The 7,286-nt window shown below is 51.3% G+C and carries 6 protein-coding genes; 3 read left to right on the top strand and 3 right to left on the bottom strand.

Features of this window, described 5'->3' with window-relative positions; translation table 11 throughout:
• Both CAG65_RS00825 and CAG65_RS00820 read right to left on the bottom strand, forming a co-directional pair.
• Nucleotides 1-187 (bottom strand): DUF3392 family protein (locus CAG65_RS00825; RefSeq protein ID WP_161451514.1); only part of this gene is annotated, 187 nt, incomplete at its 3' end.
• A gap of 146 nt (nt 188-333) precedes the next feature.
• Complete coding sequence (locus CAG65_RS00820) at nt 334-2,022, bottom strand: NAD-dependent malic enzyme (RefSeq protein ID WP_021703629.1); 1,689 nt, start codon at nt 2,020-2,022, stop codon at nt 334-336.
• A gap of 157 nt (nt 2,023-2,179) precedes the next feature.
• On the opposite strand from CAG65_RS00820, the gene CAG65_RS00815 reads away from it, so the two are divergent.
• From CAG65_RS00815 to CAG65_RS00805, 3 genes are all read left to right on the top strand, one after another.
• The gene (locus CAG65_RS00815) at nt 2,180-4,528 is read left to right on the top strand and encodes a helicase-related protein (RefSeq protein WP_161451501.1); all 2,349 of its coding nucleotides are present in this window, start codon (nt 2,180-2,182) and stop codon (nt 4,526-4,528) included.
• A 216-nt stretch (nt 4,529-4,744) separates the two neighbouring features.
• The gene (locus tag CAG65_RS00810; protein WP_161447859.1) at nt 4,745-5,122 is read left to right on the top strand and encodes a transporter; all 378 of its coding nucleotides are present in this window, start codon (nt 4,745-4,747) and stop codon (nt 5,120-5,122) included.
• A gap of 146 nt (nt 5,123-5,268) precedes the next feature.
• Nucleotides 5,269-5,904: an outer membrane beta-barrel protein gene (locus tag CAG65_RS00805; RefSeq protein WP_161451499.1), complete on the top strand. Its 636-nt coding sequence runs from the start codon at nt 5,269-5,271 to the stop codon at nt 5,902-5,904.
• A 104-nt stretch (nt 5,905-6,008) separates the two neighbouring features.
• Here CAG65_RS00805 and CAG65_RS00800 read toward each other — a convergent pair whose 3' ends face one another.
• Nucleotides 6,009-7,199, bottom strand: a complete 1,191-nt coding sequence (locus CAG65_RS00800) for an amino acid aminotransferase (protein ID WP_161451497.1) — start codon at nt 7,197-7,199, stop codon at nt 6,009-6,011.
• Between the last annotated feature and the right edge of the window lie 87 nt (nt 7,200-7,286).

Below are 7,286 nucleotides of genomic sequence, written 5' to 3'. Positions count from 1 at the left end.
AACCAAAGGCGTTAATAAGAATGAAGACCAGTGTCCGGATGGTGAAATGCTGATTGCGCAGTAAACCGCGGAAGAATCCGTTGATTTCGTTGCCCAGCATCACCAGGGCACAGGCCACCAGAGCGGTTGATATTTCGCTGAGATAAGGGCGCAGGTAGTCACCTAACGTATTGAGTATGTCTAACATTTTCTGAATGATATCCGTATTGAGAAAGGAAGAATAACACGAAGAGCGGCACTGTCATCAAGCCCCGCGAGATGTAAAAGTGTTAAACGACCATTTTGTCAGCAGCCTTAAACAACAAACCCTGGCCAAGCCAGGGTTTGTTTCACTTAGAATGCCGTGCGTTTGTAGCGGCGGTAGACTGGCTGCCAGAAGTGCTGGTCAATCGCTTGCTCCAGTGCCTCGTCGGATATCTCCTGCGCCACACCTTGCTCAATGGCTTTTTTGCCCACGGCAAACGCAATCTTTTTCGACACTGAGTGAATGGCCTCAAGTGGTGGCAGCAGCGCGCCCTGGCCATTGATTGCCAGAGGCGAGCAGGTTGCCAGTGCCCGGCTGGATTCCATCAGCATCTCGTCGGTTACGCGTCGCGCGTTGGCTGCCAGCACACCCAGACCAATACCCGGGAAAATGTAACTGTTGTTGCATTGGGCAATCGGGTAGCTCTTACCTTCATGAATGACAGGGTCAAACGGGCTGCCTGTTGCCACCAATGCTTCGCCATTGGTCCAGCGCAGAATGTCTGACGGCGTTGCTTCCACTCGGCTGGTTGGGTTGGACAGCGGGAAAACAATCGGGCGAGGACAATGCTTGTGCATCTCTTCGATCACTTCCTGGCTGAACAAGCCCGGCGCGCCCGAGACACCAATCAGTACGGTTGGTTTTGCATTGCGCATCACATCCAGCAGCGAGTATCCGTTTCCTTCTGCTTCCCATTTGCTGGTGTTTTTGACTTTCTGGACCAGACGTTGCTGGAAGTCCAACAGGTTTGGCATGCCTTCCTGAAGCAGGCCCCAGCGGTCGACCATGTAAACCTGTGAGCGGGCTTTTTCGTCTGAAATGCCTTCTGACACCATTTGCGCGATGATGGCTTCAGCAATACCACAACCTGCAGAACCGGCTCCCAGGAAAGTAATGCGCTGCTCAGATAACTTGCTGCCCGCCGCTTTACAGGCGGCCAGCAGTGAGCCTACCGTGACGGCCGCGGTACCCTGGATATCATCGTTGAAACAGCAGATACGGTTTTTGTATCGTTCCAGCAGTGGCATGGCGTTTTTCTGGGCGAAGTCTTCGAACTGGATCAGTGCTTCTGGCCAGCGACGTTGAACAGCCTGAATGAACTCTTCAACAAATGCGTCGTACTCAGCGCCAGTGATACGCGGATGACGCCAGCCCATATACATCGGATCGGCCAGACGTTGCGGGTTATTGGTACCGACATCCAACACAATCGGTAGCGTGTAGGCCGGGCTAATACCACCACAAGCGGTGTACAGAGACAGCTTACCAATAGGAATGCCCATACCGCCGATGCCCTGGTCGCCTAGACCAAGAATACGCTCACCGTCGGTAACCACGATCACTTTTACGTTGTGGTTAGCGGCGTTATTTAACAGATCATCAATGCGATCGCGATTCGCGTAAGAGATGAACAGACCACGGCCACGACGATAGATATTCGAGAAATTCTCACACGCAGCGCCCACAGTCGGGGTGTAGATGATCGGCATCATTTCTGAGATATGGTTCTGAACCAGGCGGTAGAACAGGGTCTCGTTAGTGTCCTGGATGTTGCGCAGATAAATGTGCTTATCCATGTCACTTTCAAAATTACAGTATTGCTGATACGCACGCTCAACCTGTTCCTGAATGGTCTCTGTGCTTTCTGGCAAAAGACCTTCTAGGTTGAATGACGCGCGCTCTTCGGCAGAAAATGCACTGCCTTTGTTGAGTAGAGGTGTACTTAATAATGCTGGACCAGCAAATGGAATGTACAGAGGGCGTTTGTCGTTATTCATTGGAAGCCTATGTGAAGGATAGAACGGAACCCGAAAATGATAGGGTTTAGTTATCGTGTTGTAAATAGAATGACCACTCCGTCGCACGGGTTCCTGTTCGTTTATCGACAACGATCAGGATATAATTGTTTGTCTGATTTCCAATTGTTGATTTTCTATGCATTCATTACCCATTGACGTCCTAGCGCCTCAGGTACAATCCTTACTGTCCCGACACCATCTGGTGGTGGAAGCCGAGACCGGGTCCGGCAAATCTACCCGGTTACCGCTGTGGGCGGCAGAGCAGGGGAAAGTACTGGTGGTTGAGCCACGACGTATCGCCTGTACGTCTCTGGCTCAGTTTCTGGCGTTGCAACGTGATGAGCGACTGGGCCAGTCTGTTGGGTATGCGATCAAACTGGAAAATCGGTTTACGCCGGATACTCAAGTGGTATTTGTCACGCCGGGGGTTGCGCTGCGCTGGTTTGCAGAAGATAAGCTGGCGCAGTTTGATGTGGTGATGGTGGATGAGTACCACGAACGCCGCTGGGATACCGATGTGCTGGTGGCGATGCTCAAAGCACATCAACATCATCGCTTGATCATCACGTCAGCGACACTGGAAGGGGAACGACTGGCTCGTTATGTCGGTGCACAGCGCTTGCAGGCGCAGGGGCGGCAGTTTCAGGTCGAGATGTGTTATCGCGCAAAGGAGTCGCGCCAATTACCGGACAGCCGAGGGCTGGAGTCTCGGGTCAGGCAGGAAATTGAACAATTGATCGCAAGCGATATTCAGGGCGATGTTTTGGTCTTTCTGCCAGGGCGCAAAGAGATTGCGTTGTGTCAGAGCGCACTGACTGCATTGCACGACTGGTTGGTGGTTCCGTTACACGCGTCGGTGAGCGATAAAGAACGCGAATTGGCGCTGAACCCGCAATCGCAACGTAAGGTTGTACTTGCCACCAATGTTGCCGAAACCTCGCTGACGATTCCGAATATCGTTGCTGTGATTGATTCCGGTCTGGAGCGGCGCACCGTGCAGCGTAACGGCCGTACCACTCTGACCTTAACTCACATCTCAAAAGCCAGCGCCCGCCAGCGTAGCGGCCGCGCTGGTCGTGTTATGGACGGGATCTGTATCCGCTTGTATGGTGAACATGCTGCCTTGGAGAACGTGACCCCGCCAGAGCTGCAGCGTGAAGCGTTGACCGAGCCGATGCTGACATCAGCGACTTGTGGCTATTGTTTAACAGAGCTGGATCTGCTCGACCAGTTGTCGGAAAAATCGCTCGACGCAGCACATGCACTACTACGAAATATGGAAGCGTTGGATGACAAAGGGCGGGTCACCGAGCACGGTCGCACCCTCTATCCATTGCCCATTGATGCTTTGTATGCTGATTTGGTAACCCGGATGCCAAGCAAAGCCCTCAAAGAAGCGATGATAGATTTAACCGCGGCGTTGTCTGTGCCTGCTGCCCTATACTCCTATCGCCCAGATTCCGATGCGCTTGAGTTGCTCAATCAAGAAGAGCCGCATCACTGTGATGCGGAAATCAATATCAAACTGGTACGCGGCGTTGTCTTGCCTGGCGTACGCACTGAGCCGGATGCACTTGCTGAGGCTCGCGGTCTTGCAGAGCAGATGCGCGAGGTATTTGCGTTGCCGATGTTAGAGGTGGCGTCACGTTACGATCGGGCAGCTCTGTGCGAAGCGATTGCTGGTTTGCATCCTGAGTTGCTGTTTGTGCGCCGTGAGCGTCGCCGGGAAGCGCTGGGCAATGGACACCTTGAAGTGATGCCAGCACGCCACACCCGTTTCCATGAGGCGGCGGAGGCGGCGTTGGTGCTTGATACGCACAGCCTCCCGGGACGAGGCGTGAAACAAACACTCAATCTGGCAACCGTGATGCTACCGGTTCCTCTGGCGCTGCTTGAGCGGTTGGAGTTGGGTGAGTGGCAGCAGGGAGAAACCGTGTATGACGGCGAGAAGGCGCTGTCTAATCTGGAGCTTGTGTTTGCCGGACGGATCGTCGCAACCCGCCAGGTCGCAGCTCAGGGGAGTTTGGCGGTCAAACCCATTGTTGAGGCGGTAATGGCTGAGGAGTTGATGCCGGGGTTTGCCAGACACCGAGAGGCGGAAATCACCCACTGGAAGATTTACGCTCAATTGGGGATGACACCAGAATCCGTATCACAAGATTTATCGTTTGAATCCTGGTTCAGCGAACAATTAACCCTATTGGAGTTGGACAGTGTCGATGATCTGGCGCTGTTCAATGAGTCTGATTTTCCTTTTGCAGGTGTTCCCGACTGGGAATATGCAGACTTTGCTGAAACCTATCCGTTGGCGCTCAATCTCGGTGATCTGAACCTGAGCGTCGAATATTACCCTGCGAAGAAGCTGGTTCATGTGGTCTATCAGAGCGGGTTACGTAAAGGTGACCCCAAACGCTGGGAGTTGCCGCGTTGGCAAGGGTGGCGGTTACAGTATAAAAAAGCCAGCCGGATCGTGGATGTTAAGTGATCTGCGTGCAGGTGTTTTTTATTCTACGCCCTAAATATTAATCAACCCGACACATATGTGATCACTCTTGTACGGAGTTTGTTATGAATTTGGTTTTTATATAGCGTTTTAACCTTTTATTTGGTTATAAAAGATGATTGTTCTATATCCTGTTGCTATATAGTCGAGCATAACGGATAGTAAGGATATCGTACTGCGTACAAGTCGGGGGAAAACATGGACCACATAGAGCACGTCAGCGTTAATTTTGACTATACCTCTTTCCTCGGCGCCTCGTGTGACAAAAAATGGACTTTTCTCGAGGCAATGAGCACGTTTGCACCCATTTTTAGCGTGGTGTGGCGAGAGGCAACCGATAACTTTCATTCACCGGAGGATCGGCTTTGGGATGCGGCGCTGCGCAGGCTGTCAACAAACAGAAGTGATGAGTCTAATCTGATCACCTTATTTGAAATTGCCAAAGGGCAGGGGATTGAGCGAATCAAACTGGTGATGCCGTATTCACTCGACAGAGATCAGATCGTCAAAATTGAATCGCGTAGTCACGTGCGCATCGCGGGTCAGCAAGGGGACGAGATCGTTATTGTGTTGTAACGAGTCTTGGTGAATCAAGCAGCCTTAGTGGCTGCTTTTTTTGTTGCTGTGCGACCTGCCAAAGTTCACGATAATAATTCTGTTGTGGCTGAGACTTTACACTATTATCAAGGCGTTGAAAGTTAGTCATTTGCAGGAGGCAGTCGATGACACAGTTTGGGCGTGTGAGCCTGGGTATCGGGCTGATCGGAGTATCAGCTGCGGTACTTGCAGAAGATCCGATCCGGGTGCATAAAGTGAATCAGGATTATTTGTACGCCGATGTAAGTGCGGGCTCTTTCGATGCTGACAACGGCGCTGAGGGTAATGTTACGAGTGTGATGGTGGGCTACAGTGGACTGTTTGCCGAACACTGGTTAGTGGTTGCAGACTATGAAGCGCGTTTTATCCGACCTGACGAGACCACTACGGAAATCTACTCGTTTCGCCCAGGGGTGGGTTACAAATGGGATCTCAATGATGACTGGCTAATCTACTCGCGGGCCAGGGCCGGGTATTTGCGCACCGTCACTACCGAGGATGATACGGATCAGCAATTATCTGACAGCAGTGATTTGATTTATGGTATCGATCTGGGCCTCAGTTACAGTCCGATTGACAAACTTGAGCTGACAGCGCTCGGTGAACTCAGTCGCAGCGATGCGTTGGATGAAGAGAGCGTCAAACTCAGAGCAGACTATTATGTCACTCGACGTTTTGCGCTCGGTGGCTTTTACAGTTACCGTGATGCCGGAGAGTACACCTCCAATGAAGGTGGCATATCGATGCGTTATGCGTATTGAGCACTACTTTAGTGTCAACCTTATTTAGGACGTTACAGGTACCAATAAAAAAGCCAGCGAACGCGCTGGCTTTTTTGATGATTTCAATCACAGATGAATGGTGATTACAGAACCGCGGCGATGCCTTTGCATAGCGGATTCATGTTAGACTTGGTCATGCCCGCCACACTGATACGACCTGAGCCGACAATATAAATCGCAAACTCTTCTTTCAGACGGTTAACTTGCTCTTTGCTCAGTCCAGAGAAAGAGAACATGCCGTTCTGACGCTCGATGAAGCTGAAGTCAGCATCCACGCCTTCGGCTTTCAGTGTTGCAACGAACAACTCACGCATCTCTTGGATACGGTCGCGCATTTCCGCTACTTCCGCTTCCCATTCTGCACGCAGCTCTGTGTTGTTCAGGATATGGGTCACAACCGCGCTGCCGTGTGCAGGTGGGTTGGAGTAAATAGAGCGGATGATGCTCTTCACTTGTGAGAACGCGGTGGTTGCAATACTTTCGTCAGCAGCAACCAGAGTGAATGCACCTACACGCTCGTTGTACAGACCAAAGTTTTTCGAGAACGAGCTCGCAACCAGGATCTCTTTATTGTACTTAGCAAACGTACGCAGACCAGCAGCGTCCTCTTCAACGCCCTTGGCAAAACCCTGATAAGCGAAGTCAAACAGCGGCAGCAGGCCTTTCTCGGCGACCAGTTTCGCCAGTGTTTCCCACTCTTCCGCGGTAGGATCAATCCCGGTTGGGTTGTGACAGCAACCGTGCAATAGCACGATATCGCCCGCATTGGCTGACTCAAGGTCGCTCAACATGGCGGCAAAGTCTTTATCTTTGGTTTCAGGGTTGTAGTAGCTGTACTGAGCCGTCTCAATACCCGCTGCCTTAAACACACCGTTGTGGTTTGCCCAGGTTGGATTGCTGATCCAGATTTTTACATCGCCCAACTGGCGTTTGATGAACTCGCCGGCAACGCGAAGGGCGCCTGTACCACCTGGCGCCTGAGCTGTTTTTGCTCGTTTTTGTGCCACAACTTCAGAATCGGCGCCAAAAAGCAGTTTTTGTACCGCCAGCGCGTATTCAGCCGTCCCTTCAATGGTCAGGTAAGATTTGGTTTTTTCAGTTTCAAGCAGAGCTGCCTCGGCTTTTTTGACAGTCTTGAGAACTGGCGTTTCACCGCTCTCATTTTTGTAGATGCCTACGCCAAGGTTAATCTTCTCAGCACGCGTATCTTTCTTAAACTCTTCTGTTAAGCCAAGGATAGGATCAGCAGGTGCTGCAAGAACTTTTTCAAACATAATCTTCATCCGTGTTAATTGAGGGTGGGCTTTAAAAACTCCTTTATTTATACCTTTCTGAGAAACCGGACACAACAGCAATAAAAC

It is taken from the genome of Vibrio sp. V39_P1S14PM300 (assembly GCF_009904765.1).
Taxonomy (GTDB): Bacteria; Pseudomonadota; Gammaproteobacteria; order Enterobacterales; family Vibrionaceae; genus Vibrio; species Vibrio proteolyticus.
The sequence above is the reverse complement of the archived record's forward strand: the minus strand, read 5'-3'. Positions and strand labels throughout refer to the sequence as shown.